Here is a 19,659-nt window from a genome sequence, read left to right on the forward strand (position 1 = left end):
ACTTTGAAGTTGGAATACTATTCCGAAATAGCTTCGTATTCGCGTTAACAGGATATTGCGTGCCGTCAAACGCTTCACGCAACACGCGCGGCGCGAGACACCACAACAGGAGACACGAATGAGCAGGACGACCCTTGCCCTCATCGGCGCCGGCGCGATCGGGCGCATGCATGTGGAACGCGCGCGGCTGCATCCCGATTGCGAGATCGTGGCCGTGGCCGATCCGTCGCCGGCGGCCGAAGCGTTCGCACGCGCCGAAGGCCTGCGCTGGTTCGCCGACTACACCGCCATGCTCGACGAGGTCAAACCGCGAGGCGCGATCGTCGCGACGCCGAACGCGACGCATCTGCAAGTCGGACTGGCGTGCATCGAACGGGGCGTCGCGGTGCTGATGGAAAAGCCTATCGCCGATACCGTCGAGCAAGCCGAACAACTGACCCGCGCGGCGTCGCAAGCGCAAGTGCCGCTCATCGTCGGACATCATCGGCGGCATAACCCGATCCTGCGGCGCGCGCGCGAAATCGTCCAATCCGGCCGCCTCGGCACGCAGGTTGCGGCCATGGCGCTTGCCACGTTCTATAAACCCGACAGCTACTTCGAGATGGCGTGGCGCCGCGAAAAAGGCGGCGGTCCGGTGCTCATCAACCTGATCCACGACATCGACATCATGCGGTTTCTGCTCGGCGAAGTGATCGAAGTTCAAGCGCAGACATCCAACGCGGTGCGCGGCTTCGAAGTGGAGGACACCGCGGCCGTGCTGCTGCGGTTTGCAAGCGGTGCGCTCGGCACGCTCGCGGTCTCGGATTGCGCGGCATCGCCCTGGAACTGGGATCTCGCGGCGGGCGAAGCGGCGCACTACCCGCGTCAGAACGTCAACACGCATTTTCTGACGGGCACCGATGGATCGCTCACGCTGCCCTTGCTCGATGTCTGGGATTACCGCAGCGGCAAAGGCTGGCATGACCCGCTGACCGTCGAACGAAGCACACCGCATCGCGGCGATCCGTATCACGAGCAGCTGCGGCATTTCTCGGCGGTGATCGACGGCAAGGAAGCGCCGGTCTGTTCAGGCGAGGACGCAACGCGCACGCTCGCGACGACATTCGCGGTGCATCGCGCGGCCGCATCGAGAGCGCCGGTGGCGGTCGCAACAACGGCCGAAGCGAGCATCGACCGCACGGCATGAGACAGGAGACAAAGCGCATGAATTCGATGACTCAACCCTGGGACGAAGAAGTCGATCTGCTCGTGTTCGGCGCGGGCGCGGGCGGCATGACCGCGGCGCTCGTCGCGCATCACGAAGGTCTGAAGGTGCTCATCTGCGAGAAGACCGACGCGGTCGGCGGCATTACCTCGACCTCCGGCGGCACGACCTGGGTGCCCGGCACGAGCGACAGCGTGCACGCGGGCGTTCCCGATAAAACCGACGACGCGCGGCGCTTCCTCGCGTCGGTGGTCGGCGATCGCGGCGGTGACGAAGCACGCGAGGCGTTCCTGGCGAGCGGCCCGCAGGCCATCGAGGAAATTCAGCGCATCAGCGAGGTCAAATTCGTGGCCGCGGCGGCACATCCCGATTACGTCAGCGGTCCCGGCGCGGCGTTCGGCGGACGCGCGCTCGCGCCCGTCGCCTTCGATGGCCGGCTGCTCGGCGATGACTTCGCCCGCGTAAGGCCGCCGCGCCCCGAGTTCATGGGCTTAGGCGGGATGATGGTCGCGCGCACGGACCTCGATGCGCTGCTCGAACCGTTCGCGTCGAAGAAAAATTTCACACGCACGTTGTCGGTGGTCGGACGTTATGTCGGCGACCGTCTGCGCCACAAGCGAGGCACGAATCTCGTCATGGGCAACGCACTCGCCGCGCGTCTCTTCTACAGCCTGCGCAAGCAAAACGTGGAAGTGCGTTTCGAGACGCCGTTGCTGGAACTCGTCGTCGAGCACGGCATGGTGACGGGCGCCGTGGTCGGGCAGAAAGGCGGCTCGAAGAAGCGCATCGGCGCGCGCCGGGGCGTGGTGCTCGCAACGGGCGGCATCACGCGCAACCCGGCGTTGCGCAAGCAGTTGTTCCCCGCTGCCGCACAACCGTTGTCGCTCTCGCCGCAAACGCACACGGGCGATGGCATCGAGCGCGCGCTCACTCTCGATGCCAGGCTCGACGATGGCTGCGAAAGCCCCGGCCTGTGGATGCCCTGCTCCATCCTGCGTCGCGAAGGCAAGCCCGATAGCGTCTGGCCACACATTCTTCTCGATCGCGCGAAGCCGGGACTCATCGCCGTGAACGCGCGTGGCGAGCGCTTCGTCAACGAATCGGATTCTTATCACGACTTCGTGATGGGCATGCTGCGCGACAACGGCCAGGGCACGAGCGTGCCGGCGCATTTGATCGTCGATGCCGCGTTCCTGCGCGATTATGGCCTCGGACTCGTGATGAAGAAACGCAGCCAGGCGCGCATTGCCAGCTTCGTGAAGGCGGGGTATCTCATCAAGGGCGACACGTTGGCCGAACTGGCGACGAAGCTCAAGGTCGATGCCAGCGGCTTGGAGCGCACGGTCGCCGCGTACAACCGCGACGCGGCGCGCGGCGAAGACCCGCAATTCAAGCGCGGCGCAAGCGCGATGAACCGCTTCAATGGCGATGCATCGCAGAAGCCCAATCCCTGCGTGCGGCCCATCGGCGCAGGACCGTATTACGCCGTCACGGTGTGGCCCGCCGATCTGGCATGCAGCGCGGGGCTGTCCGGCAACGCCGACGGTCAGGTGCTCGATAACCACGGCAACGCCATTCCCGGACTCTTCGCATGCGGCAACGACCTCGCATCGATCTTTCGTGGCACTTATCCGGGGCCGGGAACGACGCTCGGGCCCGCACTCGTGTTCGGATGGCGTGTCGCGAAGTTCGCGGCGCGCGCTGTGCCCGTCGCCGATCCTGAATTCGTGGTCGGGCTGCGGGACATTCCGGTGCGCGTCAGGGTTTGATGCGCTGTCGACGAAACTGAAGCAGCCACAATCGAACACCACGAACCGGCCTGGCACATGAATACTCCGAATCAAATCGACTGCGACCTGCTGGTCGTGGGCTCCGGCGCCTCGGGTCTCGCTGCCGCCGTTACCGCGGCGTGGCACGGGCTTAAAGTGGTCGTCGTCGAGAAGGACGACGTCTTCGGCGGCGCCACGGCGTGGTCGGGCGGCTGGATGTGGGTGCCGGGCAATCCGCTCGCACGACGCGCGGGCATCATCGAAGATCCGCAACAGCCGCGCACGTATCTCAGGAACGAGTTGGGAGATCGTTACGATCCCGAACGCGTCGATGCCTTCCTGGACAATTGTCCGCACATGGTCGGCTTCTTTCACGAGCACACCGCGCTCCGGTTCGTCGACGGAAATCAGATTCCCGATGTGCATGGCCATGTCGAAGGCGCCGCGACGCAAGGGCATCAGGTGATCGCCGCGCCCTACGATGCGCGCGAAATCGGTCCGCTCAACAAACGCCTGCGCAAGACCATGCGCGAAACTTCGTTCATGGGCATGCCGATCATGGCGGGCGCCGACCTCATGGCTTTTCTGAGCATGACACGCTCGTTCGGCTCGTTCATTCACGTGGCGAAACGCTTCACGCGTCATTTGCGCGACCTCGCTTTTCACGGCCGCGCAATGCATCTCGTGAATGGCGTGGCGCTCGTCGGGCGTCTTGCCAAGTCCGCCGACGATCTCGGCGTGACCTTGATGGAGTCCGCGCCCGCCAAGCATCTGATCGTCGAGGATGGCGCGGTGCATGGTGCTGTCGTATCGACGAAGAGAGGCGAAGTCACGATTCGCGCGGCGAAGGGCGTGGTGCTCGCCGCCGGCGGCTTTCCGAATGACCTCACGCGCCGCAAGGCGCTTTTCCCGCGCGCGCCGACAGGCCGCGAGCATCTGGCGCTGCCGCCTGAAAGCTGCTCGGGCGATGGCATCAGCCTGGGTGAATCGGCGGGCGGCTCGCTCGTGACGGATGTCGCCTCGCCCGCCGCATGGGCGCCGGTATCGCGCGTCACGCATTCGGATGGCAGCATCGGGCACTTTCCGCACATCATCGATCGCGGCAAGCCCGGCGTGATCGGCGTGCTGTCGAACGGCAAGCGCTTCGTCAACGAAGCCGATGGCTATTACGACTACACCGCCGCTATGGTCGCGGGCGCGCCCGACGGTCAGGAAGTCGCGTCATGGCTGATTTGCGATCACCAATTCTTGCGCCGATACGGCCTGGGCTACGTGCGGCCCTTCCCGGTTCCGATGCGCCGCTTCATCCGCAACGGCTATCTGCAACGCGGTTATTCGCTGGAAGAGCTGGCCGCCCGCTGCGGTATCGATTCCGATGCGCTGGTTAAAACCGTCATCGCGTTCAATGACCACGCGCGGCGCGGCGAGGACCCGGAATTCGGACGCGGTTCGACGCCCTATAACCGCAAGATGGGCGACCCGTTGCATCAGGGGCCGAACCCATGTGTGGCGCCTATCGAACACGGTCCGTTCTACGCGGTGAAGGTGTACCCGGGCAGCTTCGGCACCTTCGCGGGATTGAAGACGAACGGCTCGGCGCAAGTGCTCGATTTGCACGACCAGGCGATCACCGGCCTTTATGCCGTGGGCACGGACATGGCGAGCGTGATGGGCGGATTCTATCCGTCAGGCGGGATCAATCTCGGTCCCGCGATGACCTTCGGCTATGTCGCGGGCCGGCATGCGGCGGGCATCCATCGTTACGAAGACGAAAACGCGGTGCAGGAGGATCTCGTTTTGCCGCTCGACCTGAACCGCGTGCCGACGCCGACGCATTGAAGCGTCAGTAAGTCGCCCGCCCGCCCGAGGCATCGAACACCGCGCCTGTGGAAAACGAGCTCTCCTCGCTACTCAACCAGCGAATCAGGGCGGCGATTTCCTGCACGGTGCCGGGACGTCCCATCGGAATCTTGGCTTGCAGCATCTTCATCTGCTCGGGTGGCATCTGCGCGAGCAACTCGCTTTGCACGGATGCCGGCGCAATTGCATTGACGGTGATATTGCGCTGAGCCAGTTCCTTGCCGAGCGACTTCGTAAGGCCGATCACGCCCGCCTTCGAAGCCGAATACGCCGACTGGTTCGCATTGCCTTCCTTGCCCGCAATGGACGCCATGTTGACCACGCGTCCATAACCGTTTCTGAGCAGATACGGCACGGCCGCCTTGCAGACGATGAACGTCGCGGTCAGGTTCAGCAGCAGCACCTTGTTCCACGCATCGAGCGGCATCTCCCACACCGACGCACTCGATCCGACGATCCCCGCGCTATTGACCACGATATCGAGCTTGCCCGTCTGCGCCACCGCCGCTTCGAGCGCGGCGCGTACTTCGTCCTCGTTCGTGACGTCGACGCGTTGCGCAATCGCGCGCTCGCCCAGACGTTCCTGGCACGCGGTGAGCCGCTTCTGGTCGATGTCCCATAGGACCACCGTCGCGCCTTCCGACATCAAGCGCTCCGTGCACGCGAGCCCAATTCCCGATGCAGCGCCCGTCACGAGGGCGACGCGTCCTTCGAATGCCTGGCTGATCGTCATGTTCAACCTCGCTGGCTTGCGCGCCGCGCGAAAAAACGACGCGCGGCATCGGTGCAATGGGCTACCTTGCGTGCATCGGATAAACCGGCATCCGCCGCAACCGGCGTCTCGATCACGAGTTGCGCGTCGGCGGGCAAGCGGTCGAGAATCGCATCGAGCGGAATCACGCCATCGCCTAGATGCAGGCGCGCGGTGCGGGCTTCGTTGGCGAGCCCGTCGAGCGACGGACTTCGTTCGATGGCATCGCACAACTGCACGTAGGCAATACGTTCGGCCGGCACCGCGTCGAGTTCTTCCGGGCGCGCGCCGCTCCGATGAAAATGCAGCACATCGAGGATCACGCCCGCGTTGGCGCGCCCCGCCGCATTCAGCAACTCGAGCGTTTCACCAAGCGTGCGCACGTCGCGATACAGCATGAATTCGACGCCCACATGCAGGCCGTATTCGGCGGCGGCATCGCACAAGCGGCCGAACAGTTCGATGCGTTCCGGCGCCGATAAAAACGCGTCGTTGGTCAGCAGTTCCGTGCCGACCGCCGAGATATGCGTCGCGCCCAGTTCCGCGCCGGTGGCGAGCGCCGCGCGATAAGTGTCGATATCGGCGGCGGGCGAAAGAATGAACGCTTCCACGTCGAACACGCGGATGTCGTTCGCACGGCACGCCGCCTTGATCTCGCGCACCACGTCTGGCCGGCCGATGACTTCGTGCGCGAGCGGCTTGGGCGTCGCCGTGCGCAAAAGCAAGCCGACCTTGCCGAGTCCCGCCGCCGCGGCGGCCTCGATCAGTGCAACGGGCGCGCCGCCCGCCACGGTCAGGTTCGCCACCGACACGTCATGCAAATTCACTTCCTCGATCATCGTTTCTCCTCAACGCGTATTGAAACCGGTGCTCGCCGACCACCACTTGAGGATCGTGTCGCGATCCTTCAGCGCCTGCGGCAAATCGAGCTTGAGCAGCTTGACATTCGTGAGCGCGGGCAAGCCCTTCGGCGCGGCAACGTCCTTGCGCACCGGATACGCGCCCGCCGCCGCGAGCCGCGTCTGCGTCTCCGCGCTCAATGCGTAATCCAGAAAGAGCTTCGACGCGTTCGGATGCGGCGCCGTCTTGCTGATCGCCACCGCGTTGAACTGCGCCACCGCGCCCGATGCCGGCACTCTCACTTCAACCGGCACGCCTTGCGTGATGAGACCCGTCGCGGCCGTCGTGTTGGTGAAGAAATCGAGCGGACGTTCGCCGGTTTGCAGCTTGGTCGTCATCACGCCCATGGAGGCCACCAGTTCCGCGTTGGTCTTGCGCACGCCCTTGAGGATCGCGCCGCCGGCTTCGGGTCCGTAATGCTGATAAAGACTCGCGATCACCGCGAAGGTCGCGGAAGACGACGCCGGATTCGTCGTCGCCACGAGTCCGTCCCATTCGTCCTTCGGCTTCGCGTAGTCCTGCCAGTCGGCGGGAATGGGCGCGGAACCGATCGACTGCTTGTTGTAGGCGAAGAGGCACAGCTGGCCGTTGCCGCGCAGATACGTCGTGCCCTGTGCGGGCGTGGCGATGGGCAAGAGCACGCCCTTGTCGCCGTACGACACATCGGCGAGCGTGCCCGACGCGCCCGCCGTGATGATGGTGTCCTCGGCCTGATAGAACACGTCCATCACCGGACGTCCCGCCTGCTGTTCGCCGATGAAGCGGTTATAGATCTGCCAGGCGTCGCCGGTCGCGGTCGTCACGTCGATGCCCGGATACTTCGCGGTGAATCCCTTGACGATGATCTGCACCGTGAAGAGATCGCCATACACCACGAGCTTGCCTTCCTTCTTCGCCTCCGCGATCAGCGTGCTGTCGGGCTCGGCGTGCGCGATCAGCGGCGAGATGCCGAGCGCGAGCGCCGCGCTTCCGAGCGAGAGTGTCTGGACGAGGCGGCGCCGTTTTATCGAAGTGGTCATGTTGTCTCCTGATGATTTGTAGTCGTTCGGCTATTTCAGGTCGAAGCGTTCGGTGATGAGCGCGTCGTCGCGACGGAAGTGTTCGAGATGCGCAAGCTCGTCATAGTCCAGCCGGTACGCCTGCGCGTAATGCCCGGCTGAACGCACGCGTGCCGCGACGCCGCTCGCCACGAGTTGCTCGCGCACGTCTTCGAGACACGCGGCCAGTTCGTATCGATCGAAACCTTCGAGGATCACCACGCCCACCGCTTCGTTGCCCTCGCGCCCGGCCGGCAATGCTTCGCCGACGCGGATCGGCACGTTCCATTCGGGCGCGGCGAGATGCGCGCCGACCACGGGCGACAAACGCGTGAGGTCATCCACGAGCGCCGCGAGACGCGGCGCATCCTGCCGTGCATCGTCGGCGAAGTCGATCAAGAGCGTCGCCACCGTGCCGCCCGTGCCGCCGCCCGCGCTTGCCAGCACTGAGCAGTGATACGCAATGCGGTCGCGGTAATGCGGGCGCATCTTCAGAAACCAGGCGGTCTCCGTCACCTTGCACTTCGCGTGCTTCTCGTCGGTGAGCACGTCAAGACTCGTCAGCCCGTAAAACGTGAAGAAGCGCGGCATGTCGCCTTGTCCGTCGATACAGCGCCGCGCCCAGCGGATGCCGTCATCGCCGAGATAGGCCATGTGCTCGGGCATGTGGTCGCGCGTGTGCATCAGCGCAAACTCGCGGCCGTAGGCGGGCGGGATGTCGTTCCACATGGTAAAGAGACCGGTGCCGACAGCGATCATTGAAGCTCTCCTCTCATCAGGTGCAAATGCTGGGGCGCGACGCTCAGGGTGATTTCATCGCCGTTGGCGTAGCGTTCGAAGCCGGGCGTCACCACGGTCTGATCGCCGAGCGGCGTTTCCACGCGCAACTCGCGCCGGTCGCCGACGAACGAACTTTCACGCACGCGGCCCGGCACGCCCGCGTGCGAGCGCGCCTGCACGCGCCACGCTTCGGGCCGCACCATGCAGAGCGCTTCGTTGCCGTTGGCGGCGCCCGTCACATCGCCCTTCACGACGATCTGCCCGGATTGCGCCACGACTTCCGTTTCGCCCGCGTGCGAACGCAGCGCAACCGGAAAGAGATTGGCCTTGCCGAGAAACTCCGCGACATAGCGCACCGCCGGCCGGAAATACAGTTCCTCGGGCGCGCCGCGCTGCACGATACGTCCGCGATCGAAGAGAAAGATTTCATCGGCGAGCGACATGGCTTCTTCCTGATCGTGCGTGACGAACAAGATGGTCGCGCCGATGCGCCGCTGCAGATTGCGAATCTCGTGACGCATCTCCACGCGCAGTTTCGCGTCGAGATTGCTGAGCGGCTCGTCCATCAGGATGAGACGCGGATCGGCCACGAGACAGCGCGCAATCGATACGCGCTGCTGCTGGCCGCCCGAGAGTTGCATCGCGCTGCGATCCACTTGCTGACCGAGCCCCACCGAAGCGAGCGTGTCGCGCACGCGCGTGTCGATGGCCGCGTGCGCCGTGCCGCGCGCCCGCAGCGGCAGCGCGACGTTTTCCATCACGCTCAAATGCGGCCAGATGGCATACGACTGAAACACCATGCCGAGTTCGCGTTTCTCGGGCGGCAGGTCGATGTTGCGCGTCGATGAATACACGGTGCGCCCGTCGATCTCGATCTCGCCGCTCGTCGGCTGCTCCAGCCCGGCAATGCAGCGCAAGGTCGTGGTCTTGCCGCAGCCGCTCGCGCCCAGCAGCACCGTGATGGCGTTCGGGCGGAACTGCACCGTGAGATCGTCGATGGCGTGCACGCCGCCGAAGCGCTTGGTGAGGGACTGAATGGCAACGGTCATGGCGTGGACTCTCGTATCGGGTGATCGTATGGCGCGCGTCAGACAATCGAACTCTCGCGGCGGCGCGTGATGACGGCGACCGCCGCCATGACACCCACGCCCATCATCAGTTGCAGCAGCGAAAGCGCGGCCACTTGCGAGAATTGGCCGATCGACCAGGTATCGAAGCTGAGGATGGAAAGCGTGCGCGTCTCGGCGGTATAAAGCGGCAGCACGATGGAAAGCTCGGACACGAAGATGCTGTAGATCATCACCCAGCTCGAAATCACGCTCGGCATGATGAGCGGCAACGTGATGCGTGACAGCGCGCGCGTCCAGCCGTAGCCCGAGATGCGCGCGCTCTCTTCGAGTTCGGGATGAATCTGCACGAGACTGCTGGAAATGGCGCGCACCGAGTAGCTGATGTAGCGCCCCACCAGCGCGATGATGATGATCCACACCGTGCCGTACACGCCGACCCACTTCGGCATGGCGACCCAGAAGAAGAACACGCCGAGCGCGAAGGCGAGACTCGGCACCGACATCGGCAAAAGGACGATGGCTTCGATCCATTGACGGCCGCGCATCTTCGAGCGCGTCGTGAACCACGACACCGCGACGCCCAGAACCGTCGTCGCGCTCGCCGCGATGATCGTGATGAGAAGGCTGTTGACGAAGGTCGTGCGCACGTCCACCGTGGTCCAGAGAAAGCGCAGGTTGTTCCAGGTGAAGTGTCCCGACCACGCGTAGGTCGAAAACGCCGCCGCCGCGATGATCGCAATCGGCGCGAAGACCGTGAGCGCGAGATAGCACCAGATCGCGGCGGCGATCGCATGACGGCTCGCGCCGAGCTTCATCAGGCGCGGCCTGAATCCCTTGCCGGTGACGGTGACGAAGGAACGGCCGCGCAGCATCCATTGCTGCACGAGATTGGCCGCGACCGAAAGCACCATGAGATAGATCGCCAGCACGGCAACGATGCCCGCATCGGGCGGAAACTGCTGCAATTCGAGGTAGATGCGCGTGGTGACGAGATAAATCTCCTTCGCCATGCCAAGCAGCACAGGCGTGCCAAAGAGCCCGAGACTGATGACGAACGCGAGCACCGCGCCCGACAGAATGGACGGACCGACCACCGGCAGCGTGATGACGCGCATCGTGCGAAAGCGGCTGAGGCCGGCCACTTGCCCGGCTTCCTCGAGACTCGGGTCCATGTTCCGCAGCGCGCCGGCGACGATCATCATCACGTAAGGCGCGATGTAGATGCCCATCACCCAGACGATGCCGAGATACGAGTACACGTTGAACGGCTGGCCGATGCTCATCCACTTCGCCGCCACGTTGAAGATGCCGATGCGCGGCGCGCCGAACAGAATCCACGCAAACGCGCCGATGAACGGCGGAATGAAGATCGGCATGGCGGCGGCGCGTTCGAGAAAGCCGCGCCACGGCACGTTGGTGCGCACGAGACACCACGCGAGCATGACGCCGAGCGCGGTCGCGAGCAGCATGGAACCGAGCGCGATGACGAGCGTGTTGCCCATCGCGATCCAGTAGCTCATATCGCCGAATACCTTGCCGAAAGCGGCAAGCGATGCGCTGGCATGACCATTGTCGATTCGCACGAAGCCGCGCAGGATCAACGCGCCGAGCGGCAGGACGATCAGCACGGCGAGCGCCGCGATGAGCAGCGCGAACATGCCGATCTGGTTCAGACGGCGCGTGGAGACGCCCGCGCGCGCTGCGGGCGCGCGGTCGGCGGCAAGCGGCTGTACGTGATGTGGATTCAAACTTCGCTCCCGAAGTCGACGTGTCAGGACCGGCGGCGCATCTCGTCGATTTCCGCCTGATAGGGTGCGGCCTCGCCATCGATCACTTCGGCGAGGCTCACGCTGCGGCCGAGCCTGCCCGATTCGATCGGCGCATACGCGAGCGCGACATCGGCAAGCGCTTCCTCGCCGGTCACTTCGGGCGCTTTGCCGTGCATCACACAATCGGCGAGTTCGTGAAGCTGAAGCGCGAGAATGCGCTGGTCCACTTCGTCGAAGGCAAACGAATAGGTCCACGGACGCGCATCGCCGAAAAGCGCGGCAGCAACTGGCCCCAGGCGATAGCTCGGCGCATGCTCGAGAATGCGCGCATCGGCGATGACGGAGCCATCGTCGAGATGAAGCGTGACAGGACGGCCATTGCGGTCGCCCGGCGCCACGATGGAGCCTTTCGAGCCGTGAATGACGCGGCTCTCGCGATGCTCGCCATGTCCCGCGCGATCGTTCACCCACTGGCCGATGGCGCCCGAAGTAAAGCGCAGTTGCGAATACGTGGCGTCGTCGCCGCTCGCTTCGAATTCCGTTGGCATGCCGTCCGGCGCGCGCCACCACTTGTCCGTCTCGGATGCCGAACCGCCTGCGCGCGCGGCCACGCGGCGCGTCTTCTCGTGCAGCCGGCTTTCGCCGTAGACGCTCGCCACGCCGCCCATGTAGAAGCGGATGATGTCCGCGTTGTGCACGCCCGAATCGAGTACCACCATGCCCGATGGCTTTTGATGCCGCCACGGCGTCTGCACCATCACATCGCGCCCGCCGATACTCGTTTCCAGCATCAGGCGCGGCGTGCCGATGGCGCCATCGTCGAGCAGCGCCTTCACGAGCCGGTTGATCGGATCGCGCCGGAAATTTTCCGCGACCGAGAGCACGCGCCCGGCATCCCTCGCCGCATTCACGATCCTGCGGCACTCTGACACCGTGATGCCGAGCGGCTTTTCGCACAGCACGTGAAGGCCGGCCGCGAAGCACTGCAACGCGACGCTCATGTGCGAGCCGGCGTCCGTGGCGATATCGGCGGCGACGATCTCCGGATTCTCGCGCGCCATTTGGCCAATGTCCGCGTACACGGCGGGCCGCACGCCGAAGAGCGCGGCGGCTTCGTCGGCCATGCTGCGCGCGCTCTCGGCGTTGAGATCGCAGACGGCCGCAAGCTCGATGTTCGCCAGTCCGCTGCGCTTCAGTTGCGCGAGACCGTGCAGATGTCGTCGTCCCATGCCGCTGCAGCCGATTGCGGCGTATCTGATGAAAGCCATGTGTCTCTCTCCGATGCCAGTTCGCTCGATGCAGCCGTCTGATCGCGGCCGTCTATGTTCTTAGAAAGCGTATCGATTTTGGAAAGGTATTTCAATCGGTAATTGCATTACGGCAATGACGCGCGCATGCTCGTGTTTCGACGACTTCTTCCACGGGGAACGCTCATGACGACGCGCACGCAGGCCATGGTCGTTATCCGCCACGACGTGGACGCGGACACGGTCGATGAATATCTGCGCTGGCATTCGTTCGAGCATCTGCCAGAACGGCTCGCCCTGCCCGGCTTCCGGCATGCGGAGCGATGGGAACGTATCAGTGGCGACGGGCCGCGCTATCTGTGCGTGATCGACGTCGATTCCGCGCGCGATCTCGAATCGCCGGACTATCTCGCGAGACTCGACGCACCGACCGAGTGGACCCGCAAGCTGATGCCGCATTACCGGAATGTTCAGCGCGCGTTGTGCGAGACGCTCGTGGATGTGGGCGGCGGCCTGGCGCCTTTTCAATGGTGCATGCGCTTCGATCTCGAGCAAGGCGTCGATATCGGCGACACCATTCGCGAGCTTCGCGACGCACATGCGCTCACGCGCGTGCGGCTCGGCCGCGTCCACGACGCGCTCAGCGGCCGGCAGACCGAGGAAAAGCGCATGCGTGGAACGGAGGATACGGGCGGCTTCGGTCATCTGCTTTTCGCGGGCGCATTGACGCGCAATGCGCTGGAATGCGGCGCGGCGGCCATGCAAGACGCGCTCGGAGTATCGGCGGCGGATTGCGACCGCGCGCTCTTCCGGTTTTCCTACGCAAGCACCGCTTAGAACGCGGCGCTTCACTGTCCGGTCCAGTTCGGCTTGCGCTTCTCGGCAAACGCCTTCGGTCCTTCGCGGGCGTCGTCGCTATCGAGCATGCGCCGCGCGAGCGGATAGTCTTCGTGCAGGGTCGCGGCGAGATTCGCTTGCGCAAGGCTTTGCAGCATCACTTGCTTGGATGCCTGAACGGCCAGCGGCGCGCACGCGAGAATGTCTTCTGCCAAGGCGCGCGCGCGCTTCATCAGTTCAGCCGCCGGCACGACTTCGTTGAGCAGACCGATGCGGCGCGCCTCATCGGCCGAGATGCGATTGCCGGTCAACACGAGGCCCATTGCGTCCTTCATGCCGATCTGCCTTGGCAAGCGCTGCAAGAGACCGCCGCCCAGCGCGGCCAGTCCGACGCGCGGCTCGGGCAAACCGAATTGCGCGTGATCGGAGGCGACACCCAGGTCGCATGCCGCGAGAATCTCCATGCCGCCGCCGAGACACAGGCCGTTCACCGCCGCGATCAATGGCTTGTAAAGATCGAAGCGATGCGTGATGCCCGCGAAACCCGTCGCGGGCTTCGTATGGTCGCCGCTCGCCGCCAGCGCCTTGAGGTCGGTGCCGACGCAGAATGCGCGCTCGCCGGCACCGGTCACGATGGCGACGCGTAATGAAGCATCGGCGGCGTATCGATCGAACGCTTCGGCCAGTTCCCGATGCGCCTGCGGATGCAGCGCGTTGAGCACCTCGGGACGATCGATCGTCAAGATGAGGAGCGGGCCTTCGACTTCGTAGCGGCAGAATCGAACCGTTTCGGGTGTCATGGATGCCTCGTCAGTCGAGCGGAACGGTGAGCCGATCGATTACTGCGCGCGTCCGCGGACGCACGCCGCGCCACCATTCGAAGGCTTCCGCTGCCTGTTCCACCAGCATGCCGACGCCATCGGCTACTTCCCTTACGCCGGCATTGCGCGCGAGCCGAAGGAACGGGGTCAACCGTTTGCCGTAGACGAGTTCGTAGGCAGCGCCGTCGGGATCGAACACGCTTGGCGGCACGGGCGGCAAGTCACCCGTGAGACTCGCGGAGGTCGCGTTGACCACGAGATCGAAGCCGCCCATGGCTTCGAGCGCGTCGTATCCGCAGGCCGTCAACGACGCTTGCGCGCCGACTTCGCGCACCAGCGCTTCGGCTTTCCGCACGGTTCGGTTCGCAATGACGAGTTCGGCGGGCCGCGCATCGAGAAACGGCAGCAGCGCCCCGCGCACCGCGCCGCCCGCGCCGAGCAGAAGCACGCGTTTGGCGGCCATCGGCAAACCGAGATTCATCTCGATGTCGCGCACCAGGCCGACGCCATCGAAGTTCTCGGCGACGACCTTGCCGTCTTCGAAGCTCATCGCGTTGGCAGCGCCCGCAAGGGTTGCGCGCTCGCTGCGTTCATCGGCCATGGCAAACGCCTTGAGCTTGAACGGCGCGGTCACGTTCATGCCCTTGCCACCGTCCGCGATGAACGCGCGCACCGTATCGGCAAAGGCGTCGTGCGGTTCGAGCGGTCCTTCGATTGCCGTATAGCGCATGTCCTGCCGCGTTTCTTCCGCGAACAGGCCGTGGATCAAAGGAGATTTCGTGTGGCCGATCGGGTTGCCGATCACCGCGTACCGATCGCTCATCGCGGCCTCGCTTTCGAATACAGCACGCCGTCGGTCTGCATGGCGTCGATCTCCGCCGCGTCGAACCCCAGCGACTGCGCGACTTCCGCGTTGTGCTGACCGAGGTCCGGCCCGACTTCGCGAATGGTCGTATCGCAATCGGAGAACCGGAACGGCAGGTTCGGCAGACGCAGCGTGCCGAAGCGCGGATGCTCCTGCTCGATCACCATGCCACGCGCGATGATCTGCGGGTCCGCGAGCACTTCGTCGATCCGCTGCACCTTCGCGCACGGCACGTCGATGCTGTCGAGCAACGCAAGCACGTCGGCAACGGGCCGCGATGCGACCCAGGGCTTCACCACCGCGAGAATGTCGAGCCGATTCGCATTGCGCCCGTTGAGCGTGTGAAAGCGCGCGTCGGCGCCGAAGCCCGCCGGTGCGCCGTGCGCTTCGAGCAGCGCGGCGAAGCGCTTCCATGCATCGTCCACTTGCGCCGCGATCACGAGGTCGCCGTCGGCGGCGCGAAACACGCCATAGAGCGTCGATGTCGGCATGTCATGACCGGTTTGCTCGGGCACGACGCCTTGCATCGTGTAGCACTGGACCGCGTATTCGTGCATCGACACGAGCGTGTCATAGAGAGCCATGTCGATATGCTGCCCGCGCCCGCTCTTCACGCGGCCGAGCAGCGCCGCATTGATCGCCGCGACCGCGTGAATGCCGGTGTACATGTCGCCGAGCGAGATACGCATCAGGGGCGGCGGCTCGCCGGGATTGCCGATCATCTGCATGATGCCGCTCTTCGCTTCCGCGATCAGCCCGAAGCCCGCGCGATGCGCGTCCGGTCCCGTGTGACCGTAAGCCGAGATCGAGCAATAGACGAGACCCGGATTGCGCGCGGACAGCTCTTCGTAACCGAGGCCGAGCTTCTTGAGCGCGCCCGGCCGGTAGTTCTCGACGAACACATCCGCCGAGTCGCACAGGCGCTGCATGAATTCCTTGCCGCGCGCATCGCGCATGTTGACGCTGACGCCGCGCTTGCCCATGTTGAGTTGCAGGAAGTAGGCGCTTTGTTCGTCGTCGAGCACGGTTGCATGCTGCCGGCCCGCATCGCCGCTGACCGGACGTTCGACCTTGATGACTTCCGCGCCGAGCGCCGCGAGACAGCGTCCGACATAGGGACCGGCCAGAAAGTGGCTGTAATCGACGACGCGCATGCCTTCCAGAGGACGTGCCTGCATTACTTTGCTCCCGGTCGGCGCGGCACCATCAGACGATGCTCGCCATGCTGGACGACCTGCCCGTGCTGATTGATCAACTCCGACGGCAAGATGACGATGCCCCAGTCCGGACGGCTCTTGCTGGCACGCATCGAGCCGATGCGAAATCTCACGTGCAGCACGTCGTCGACCTTGATCGGCAGGTTGAAGTCCCACGTCCAGCCAAGCGACATGCCCGGCAGAAAGCGGTAGTCGCTCTGCGTCTTGAGGCCGTCCGCGATGGACAAGCCGAAGAGTCCATGCGCGACGATCGAACCGAAGTGGCTCGCGTTGGCGTAGTCCTCATCGACGTGGACCGGCGTGTGGTCGCCCGTGAGGTCGGCGTAAGCGAGGATGCGCGCTTTCGTGACCGTGTAGGTCGGGCTCGTGCACTCGTCGCCTTCGTGGGCGTCGTCCCAGTATTTATCGACAATCGTCATCTCATGCCTCCGAACGCGGATCGATGGAAAGCGCCCGTGCCACGCACGACGCGGGCTTGGCCTGAATCAGCTCGACGGCAAGGCCGTCCGGCAGGCGAATCCAGTTGCGTCCCTGCGGCATTTCAGTGACTTCGTGGCGCTGCGCGGCTCGAAGCGCCGCCTCCAGGTCCTCGCACATCACGCCCAAATGGCCGAGCCGGCCTTCGGGCGCGTCATGGTCCGGTTTGTGGATGAACTGCAGTCCGCCGAGCGTCCAGTACTGGCGCGGTTCGTCGATCGTGCCGTCGACTTCGCGCATGGTCATGCCGAGCACGTCCTCGAAAAAACGGATGTGCCAGTGGATGTCCTTCACCCAGATGGCGACGTGTTCCAGATATGCCTTGCTGCCGTTCATGCGGTTGTCTCCTTATTCTTTTCGGTCGGTCATGGCCCGCTCGATGCCCTTGATGCAGGCGACGAGCGTCGCGTTGACAGGAGTCGGCACGCCGTGCCGCTCGCCCCAGCGCACGACCGCGCCGTTGATGAAATCGATCTCGGTAGCGGAGCCTTTTTCCAGGCTTTGCAGCATCGACGTCTTGAAGGCGGGCGAGAGCCCTTCGCCCGCGAGAATCCACGGCCGTTCGGGATCGGTGACGGAAAGCGCGACGCCCGCCGCTTTCGCCACGGCCATCGCTTCGGCAACCGCCGCGAGAGACGTGGCCTTGAGATGCGCGTCTTCATAGAACTGGCCGTAAGTCAGGCCCGTGATGCCCGTGAGCGCGCCGGTGGCGACGTTGACGAGGAGCTTGTCCCACATCGTCCCGAGGATGTTGTCGCTGACCGTCGTGGCGAGCCCGGACGCGTTGAAGGTGTCGGCGATGGCCGCAACGCGCGCGGTAACGCGGCCGTCGAGTTCGCCCACGATGGTCGCCTTGCCGGCCACGCCCGACTCGATATGCCCCGCGCCACGCATGACCCCGCCGACGTATGTCTTGCCGGCCAGCACGCGTTCGCGTCCGACGATTCCCGCCAGCACGTCTTCATGCCCGAGACCGTTCTGCAGCGACAGCACCACCGTTTCGGGACCGATCAGTTCGAGCGCGCCGCGCATGGCGGCATCGGTATGAAAAGATTTGACCAGCACGATGATGAGATCGGCCGCGCCGGCATCGGCGGCTTGCGTCGTGGCGCGCACGGTGACGCGACGCGAGCCGGTGGCGTCGTCGACAAGCAGGCCGTCGCGGCGCATGGCGTCCGCGTGCGCGGCGGAGCGGTTCAGCAACCACACCTCGTTGCCGCCTTCGGTCAGCGCCGCACCGATGGCGCAGCCGAGCGCACCGGCACCCAGAATCGCGATTTTCACAGCCGTCCCCCTGATCTGCGACCAAGATACGGCTCACGGGTCATATCGGCAATGCAATGAATTCAATGACCACATTGCGTTTGGCAATATCACTCGCGCGGCTTGTTCCGTGACAATGGGCCGATGGAACCGATTGAACTTCCCGACCTCAAGCTGCTGCAACTCTTCGATTTGCTCTACGACGTGCGCAGCGTGACGCGCGTCGCAGAGCAGCTCGGACAGAGCCAGCCGACCATCAGCATCTGGCTCGGACGCTTGCGAACGCATCTGCAGGACCCGCTTTTCATTCGTACGCCGAGCGGCATGGCGCCGACGCCGCAGGCCGACGCGCTGATCGGTCCATGCCGGGAAATTCTCGAATCGCTGCGGCGCTTTGCTGCATGGGAAATTGCGTTCGATCCATCGACCGCCAAGCGGCGGTTTCGAATCTGCATGACCGACGCCAGTCACATCACGCTGCTCCCGCGGATGCTGGCGCATGTGCGCGCGCAGGCGCCCGGCGTGCGTCTCGATGCGGCGCGAATCGACGGCAACACGGAACGCGCCCTGGAATCCGGCGAGGCGGATCTGGCGATCGGACATGTGCCCTGGCTTGGCGGAGGAATCTACCAGCAGCAGTTATATATGCAGGATTGGGTATGCCTGACCAACCGCAGCCACCCGAGGCTGCGCGCGAAGCTCAGCCGAAAGCAATATTGCGCCGAGGGACATGTGGCGATCGCAGCCGGCACGGGCGCGCAGTTGCTTGAGCAGGCGCTGCTGCGCGAGCATATCGAGCGCGATGTCGTGCTCGAACTGCCGGGCTTTCTCGGCCTCGGATCGATCATCAAGACCACCGACCTCATCGCCACGCTGCCGCGCAATATCGGCGAGACGCTGGCGCGAGTCAACGACGTCGCCGTTCACCCCTGCCCTTTTCCCGTCGATCGATTTGCCGTGCGTCAGCACTGGCATGCGCGATATCACCACGAAGCAGGAAACCGCTGGCTGCGATCCGTCGTGGCGCAGCTATTCGGCAGCGCAAGCTGATCGCGTGACGCCATGAAGACGCTTTCAGTGTGCGATTACAACAGTACGGTTTCGATCCGGAACGCTTGCGTATTAACAGCGAAATCACCACACCGATTTCACATTCGGGCGTCACACTTCGATGATTGATTCTTTATGTGCGCTTTCGTACAACAACGAGCTATTTTCCGCTGCGCACAATCGAGCGTCAACGCTGGTTTCCCGGTATCGTTATATCCATAGAGGAATCGCTAAACTATTAGTGCGCGATGGCCTCACGGTCGCCGAGCCAAGCTGGGCGCGGCTTCCGGAGCTACCGATTATCTGGCTTTTTAAGTAATTTTTGCGTTGGACGATTTTTAAATTCGGTAATTCGTGACCACATGCTTATTTAAAACCGTTCGTACTGGATAAATCGCTCAAGTCGGACTGCCGGCGTACCGATAACGCATTCACACAGAACGCAGTAATGAATTCGCAAGGCCGCATGCGGCGCTGCAAAAGCCATGAAACGGGCTTGCGTCGCGGAATGGCTAGTAAGTAATCGTTGTCGACACAGAGGAGAGCATCATGGACGCCAGACCGACGAAAATCCCGACCCCCGACAAAGTGAACAGTCCGGACCCGGATCCGGTTGCCGTCGAATTTCTCGCCACCGAGTTGCCCGAGCATGTTCGCGCGTTCTTCGACGAACAGCGCAACTCGACCGGCTCGAAATAGGCGGGCGCGCTGGATCGTCACGCCGTCGTCGTGAAAACGACGC

The 19,659-nt window shown here is 64.2% G+C and carries 19 protein-coding genes; 6 read left to right on the forward strand and 13 right to left on the reverse strand.

Going from position 1 to position 19,659, the window contains the following annotated elements:
• The first annotated feature begins 118 nt into the window (after positions 1–118).
• From ACYQ47_RS32200 to ACYQ47_RS32210, 3 genes are read left to right on the forward strand one after another with little or no spacing between them, the layout of a single operon-like run.
• Positions 119–1,186 carry a Gfo/Idh/MocA family protein gene (locus ACYQ47_RS32200; protein WP_459908833.1) on the forward strand — a complete coding sequence of 356 codons (1,068 nt, stop codon included), beginning with the start codon at positions 119–121 and terminating at the stop codon, positions 1,184–1,186.
• A 17-nt stretch (positions 1,187–1,203) separates the two neighbouring features.
• Entirely contained in the window at positions 1,204–2,973 is a 1,770-nt protein-coding gene (locus ACYQ47_RS32205; RefSeq protein ID WP_459908835.1) for an FAD-dependent oxidoreductase, read from the forward strand.
• A gap of 57 nt (positions 2,974–3,030) precedes the next feature.
• Positions 3,031–4,812, forward strand: coding sequence for an FAD-dependent oxidoreductase (locus ACYQ47_RS32210; RefSeq protein ID WP_459908837.1), 1,782 nt, complete (start codon positions 3,031–3,033; stop codon positions 4,810–4,812).
• Between the two features lie 4 nt (positions 4,813–4,816).
• Here ACYQ47_RS32210 and ACYQ47_RS32215 read toward each other — a convergent pair whose 3' ends face one another.
• Genes ACYQ47_RS32215 through ACYQ47_RS32245 form a run of 7 tightly spaced genes read right to left on the reverse strand, consistent with a single transcriptional unit; the run spans position 4,817 to position 12,408 of the window.
• Positions 4,817–5,566, reverse strand: a complete 750-nt coding sequence (locus tag ACYQ47_RS32215) for an SDR family NAD(P)-dependent oxidoreductase (protein WP_284507686.1) — start codon at positions 5,564–5,566, stop codon at positions 4,817–4,819.
• 2 nt (positions 5,567–5,568) lie between these two features.
• Positions 5,569–6,423 (reverse strand): sugar phosphate isomerase/epimerase family protein, encoded by an 855-nt coding sequence (locus ACYQ47_RS32220; RefSeq protein WP_309841950.1) that lies wholly within the window; start codon positions 6,421–6,423, stop codon positions 5,569–5,571.
• Positions 6,424–6,432: 9 nt separating this feature from the next.
• Entirely contained in the window at positions 6,433–7,503 is a 1,071-nt protein-coding gene (locus tag ACYQ47_RS32225; RefSeq protein WP_250525549.1) for an ABC transporter substrate-binding protein, read from the reverse strand.
• Between the two features lie 30 nt (positions 7,504–7,533).
• A complete protein-coding gene (locus ACYQ47_RS32230) occupies positions 7,534–8,280 on the reverse strand; it encodes a hypothetical protein (RefSeq protein WP_459908840.1) in 747 nt (248 codons plus the stop codon).
• Positions 8,277–9,350: an ABC transporter ATP-binding protein gene (locus ACYQ47_RS32235; RefSeq protein ID WP_244827372.1), complete on the reverse strand. Its 1,074-nt coding sequence runs from the start codon at positions 9,348–9,350 to the stop codon at positions 8,277–8,279. The genes ACYQ47_RS32230 and ACYQ47_RS32235 overlap by 4 nt, the downstream gene beginning before the upstream one ends.
• A gap of 38 nt (positions 9,351–9,388) precedes the next feature.
• Complete coding sequence (locus ACYQ47_RS32240) at positions 9,389–11,119, reverse strand: ABC transporter permease (protein ID WP_244827371.1); 1,731 nt, start codon at positions 11,117–11,119, stop codon at positions 9,389–9,391.
• A 23-nt stretch (positions 11,120–11,142) separates the two neighbouring features.
• Positions 11,143–12,408 carry a Gfo/Idh/MocA family protein gene (locus ACYQ47_RS32245; protein WP_250525547.1) on the reverse strand — a complete coding sequence of 422 codons (1,266 nt, stop codon included), beginning with the start codon at positions 12,406–12,408 and terminating at the stop codon, positions 11,143–11,145.
• A gap of 165 nt (positions 12,409–12,573) precedes the next feature.
• On the opposite strand from ACYQ47_RS32245, the gene ACYQ47_RS32250 reads away from it, so the two are divergent.
• Positions 12,574–13,224, forward strand: a complete 651-nt coding sequence (locus tag ACYQ47_RS32250) for a DUF4286 family protein (protein WP_250491998.1) — start codon at positions 12,574–12,576, stop codon at positions 13,222–13,224.
• An 11-nt stretch (positions 13,225–13,235) separates the two neighbouring features.
• Here ACYQ47_RS32250 and ACYQ47_RS32255 read toward each other — a convergent pair whose 3' ends face one another.
• Genes ACYQ47_RS32255 through ACYQ47_RS32280 form a run of 6 tightly spaced genes read right to left on the reverse strand, consistent with a single transcriptional unit; the run spans position 13,236 to position 17,888 of the window.
• Complete coding sequence (locus ACYQ47_RS32255) at positions 13,236–14,024, reverse strand: enoyl-CoA hydratase-related protein (protein ID WP_250463827.1); 789 nt, start codon at positions 14,022–14,024, stop codon at positions 13,236–13,238.
• 10 nt (positions 14,025–14,034) lie between these two features.
• Positions 14,035–14,868, reverse strand: a complete 834-nt coding sequence (gene aroE / locus ACYQ47_RS32260; RefSeq protein ID WP_459908844.1) for a shikimate dehydrogenase — start codon at positions 14,866–14,868, stop codon at positions 14,035–14,037.
• On the reverse strand, positions 14,865–16,088 hold the full coding sequence (locus ACYQ47_RS32265; protein WP_250508710.1) for a CaiB/BaiF CoA transferase family protein: 1,224 nt from the start codon (positions 16,086–16,088) through the stop codon (positions 14,865–14,867). The genes aroE and ACYQ47_RS32265 overlap by 4 nt, the downstream gene beginning before the upstream one ends.
• Complete coding sequence (locus ACYQ47_RS32270) at positions 16,088–16,546, reverse strand: MaoC family dehydratase (RefSeq protein WP_250463818.1); 459 nt, start codon at positions 16,544–16,546, stop codon at positions 16,088–16,090. The genes ACYQ47_RS32265 and ACYQ47_RS32270 overlap by 1 nt, the downstream gene beginning before the upstream one ends.
• Position 16,547: 1 nt before the next feature.
• Positions 16,548–16,940: a VOC family protein gene (locus ACYQ47_RS32275; RefSeq protein ID WP_250491994.1), complete on the reverse strand. Its 393-nt coding sequence runs from the start codon at positions 16,938–16,940 to the stop codon at positions 16,548–16,550.
• Positions 16,941–16,952: 12 nt separating this feature from the next.
• Entirely contained in the window at positions 16,953–17,888 is a 936-nt protein-coding gene (locus ACYQ47_RS32280) for a ketopantoate reductase family protein (protein ID WP_459908847.1), read from the reverse strand.
• A gap of 123 nt (positions 17,889–18,011) precedes the next feature.
• On the opposite strand from ACYQ47_RS32280, the gene ACYQ47_RS32285 reads away from it, so the two are divergent.
• Positions 18,012–18,917 carry a LysR family transcriptional regulator gene (locus ACYQ47_RS32285; protein ID WP_250463810.1) on the forward strand — a complete coding sequence of 302 codons (906 nt, stop codon included), beginning with the start codon at positions 18,012–18,014 and terminating at the stop codon, positions 18,915–18,917.
• A gap of 549 nt (positions 18,918–19,466) precedes the next feature.
• Complete coding sequence (locus tag ACYQ47_RS32290; RefSeq protein WP_244827361.1) at positions 19,467–19,616, forward strand: hypothetical protein; 150 nt, start codon at positions 19,467–19,469, stop codon at positions 19,614–19,616.
• Positions 19,617–19,659: the final 43 nt, after the last annotated feature.

The organism is Caballeronia sp. HLA56 (assembly GCF_054655155.1).